Below are 3047 nucleotides of genomic sequence, written 5' to 3' on the forward strand. Positions count from 1 at the left end.
TCAGTTGACACATAAGTCGCCTGAATCACCGCTTTCGCGAGCAAGCCCGCTCCCACATTCGATCTCTGTCTGGCAGCAGGTCGCTTACAAAACGCGAACGCGCAGCGAACGACCCTTGATCTTGCCGTTGTTCAAACGCTGCAGCGCCTGCATGACAACAGTGCGTTCAACAGCCACATAGGACTGGAAGTCGAAGATCGCGATCTTGCCGACCTGAGCGCCCGGAATGCCGGCTTCACCGGTCAGTGCGCCGAGAATGTCACCCGGACGCACCTTGTCCTTGCGGCCGCCAGCGATGCACAGCGTGCTCATCGGCGGTTGCAGCGGGGCACCGCCCTGGGACTTGAGATTGTCCACCTGATCCCAGTTCAGCGGGGTTTTCTGCAGTTGTTCGATGGCTTGCGCGCGGTGCGCTTCGGATGGCGCCACCAGGCTGACCGCGATGCCTCTCTCGCCGGCACGACCGGTACGGCCAACACGGTGAATATGGATTTCCGAGTCGCGGGCCAGCTCGACGTTGATCACCATGTCCAGGGCATCAATATCCAGGCCACGGGCGGCAACGTCAGTGGCCACCAGTACCGAAGTACTGCGGTTAGCGAACATCGCCAGCACCTGATCGCGGTCACGCTGTTCCAGGTCGCCGTGCAGGCCGACGGCGGAGATGCCTTTGGAGGTCAGGTGATCGACGGTTTCCTGTACTTGCTGCTTGGTGAAGCAGAACGCCACGGTGGAGGCTGGGCGGAAGTGGTGCAGGACTTTGGTCACCGCGCTCATGCGCTCTTCCGGCGAAATCTCGTAGAAGCGCTGTTCGATCTGGGTGTCGTCGTGGAACGCTTCGGCTTTCACCGTTTGCGGATCGCGCATGAACTTCGACGCCAGTTGCTTGATGCCCACCGGGTAGGTCGCCGAGAACAGCAGGGTCTGACGGCGGGCCGGGGTCTGCTCGATGATGTCTTCGATGGCGTCGTAGAAACCCATGTCGAGCATGCGGTCGGCTTCGTCGAGGATCAGCGTGTTCAGCCCGTCGAGGACCAGCGAACCCTTGCGCAGATGCTGCTGGATGCGGCCCGGGGTGCCGACGATGATGTGCGCGCCGTGCTCCAGCGAGCCGATCTGCGGGCCGAAGGACACGCCGCCGCACAGGGTCAGGACCTTGATGTTGTCTTCGGCACGGGCCAGGCGACGGATTTCCTTGGCGACCTGGTCGGCCAGTTCTCGCGTCGGGCAAATCACCAGTGCCTGGCAACCGAAGTAGCGCGGATTGATCGGGTTCAGCAGGCCGATGCCGAACGCGGCGGTCTTGCCGCTGCCGGTCTTGGCCTGGGCGATCAGGTCCATCCCCTTGAGGATCACCGGCAAGCTTTGCGCCTGGATCGGCGTCATCTGGGCATAACCGAGAGATTCGAGGTTAGCCAGCATGGCGGCGGACAGCGGCAAAGTATTAAAAGCGGTGGCGATGGTGGTCACGGGACTGGCCTGCAAAACAAAATGTCGCGCAGTGTACCAGCCCGGTGGCCATTAGCCCTAAGGCTCTATGTGTTGTTCCGGACGTTTAACACGCCGTCCGTCATTCTTCGACAGTTGCGAAAAGATCGTCGCCGCCAGCATCGCCATGATCCCAACGGTCACGAACGTGAGCTGAAATGCGCCCAGCACGGTCTCAACGCCGTCGTTGCCGACTTCTGCCGTAAAGCCGCCGAGCAGCGCACCGGCGCATGCCACGCCGAGGCTCAGCGACAACTGCGCCACCACCGACAGCAGGCTGTTGCCACTGCTGGCGCTGGCGTCATCGAGGTCGATCAGGGTCACGGTGTTCATCGCGGTGAATTGCAGCGAGTTGATCGCGCCGAGAATCGCCAGCAGGCACAGCAGCAGCCAGTACGGCGTCTGCTCGCTGACCAGGCCCATGCTCGCCAGCATGATCCCCAGAAACAGGGTGTTGCCGGTCAGCACGATGCGATAGCCCAGGCGCTCGATCAGCGGCCGCGCGCCCCACTTGGCGACCATCGCCGCAGCGGCCAAGGGCAACATGCTCATCCCGGCCTGGGACGGCGAATAGCCCAGCGCCACTTGCAGCAGCAACGGCACCAGAAACGGCAGAGCGCCGCTGCCCAGACGGGCGAACAGATTGCCGAGAATGCCGACCGCGAAGGTGCGGGTCTTGAACAGCGACGGCGCGAACAGCGGATTTTCAATGTGCCCGGCGCGCAACCAGTACGCTGCCAGACACGCCATGCCGCCGAACAGCAACAGCATCACCCGCAAGTGCGGCAGGTGCAGTTCGCCGAGGCCTTCCATGGCGATGGTGATCAGCACCATCGCCGCGCCGAACAGCAGGAACCCCAGGCTATCGAAGCGCGTGCGCTCGGTGCCGCGCAGGTCGGGGATGAATTTCCATACCGCGTAGCAGCCGATGACGCCGACCGGCAGGTTGATCAGGAAGATCCAGTGCCACGTCAGGTATTCCACCATCCAGCCGCCCATGGTCGGGCCGATCAACGGGCCGAGCAGGCCGGGAATAGTGATGAAGCCCATGATCCGCACCAGTTCCGAGCGGGGGTAGGCGCGCAACACCACCAAGCGCCCGACCGGCAACATCAGTGCGCCGCCGAGGCCCTGGATGACACGAGCGCCGATCAGCATCGTCAGGCTGCTCGACAAAGCGCAGAGCAGCGAGCCGAGGCTGAACAGCAGGATCGCGCCGAAGAAGATTTTCTTGGTGCCGAAGCGGTCGGCGATCCAGCCCGAGGCTGGAATCAGCAAGGCCACGGTGAGCATGTAGGCGATGATCACGCCCTGCATGCGCAGCGGGTCTTCGGCCAGGTCCCTGGCCATGGCGGGCAGGGCGGTGTTGAGAATGGTCCCGTCGAGGGACTGCATGAAGAAAGCAATGGCGACGACCCACGGCAACCAGCGGGCGGTGATGGCGTCGAGAGGCGGGCGGTTGGGCATGGAACCTCTTGCGGTTGGGGTTAATGCACAGGCTTTTGGTGGGAGCGGGCTTGCTCGCGAATGCGGTATTTCAGCCAACATAAGTGTTGAAT

General features: G+C 62.9%; 2 protein-coding genes. Both read right to left on the reverse strand.

Annotated features, from left to right (window positions below; genetic code table 11):
* Positions 1-84: 84 nt before the first annotated feature.
* The gene (gene dbpA / locus ACW9HX_RS28955) at positions 85-1470 is read right to left on the reverse strand and encodes an ATP-dependent RNA helicase DbpA (protein ID WP_457383198.1); all 1386 of its coding nucleotides are present in this window, start codon (positions 1468-1470) and stop codon (positions 85-87) included.
* A 57-nt stretch (positions 1471-1527) separates the two neighbouring features.
* Positions 1528-2955 carry a multidrug transporter subunit MdtD gene (mdtD, locus tag ACW9HX_RS28960; protein WP_457383199.1) on the reverse strand — a complete coding sequence of 476 codons (1428 nt, stop codon included), beginning with the start codon at positions 2953-2955 and terminating at the stop codon, positions 1528-1530.
* Between the last annotated feature and the right edge of the window lie 92 nt (positions 2956-3047).

This window comes from Pseudomonas sp. SDO52101_S400, assembly GCF_054071635.1.

Bases quoted from the DNA above. Each gene is read 5' to 3' on its own strand.
- mdtD (WP_457383199.1), bottom strand. From the start codon at position 2,955: ATGCCCAACCGCCCGCCTCTCGACGCCATCACCGCCCGCTGGTTGCCG.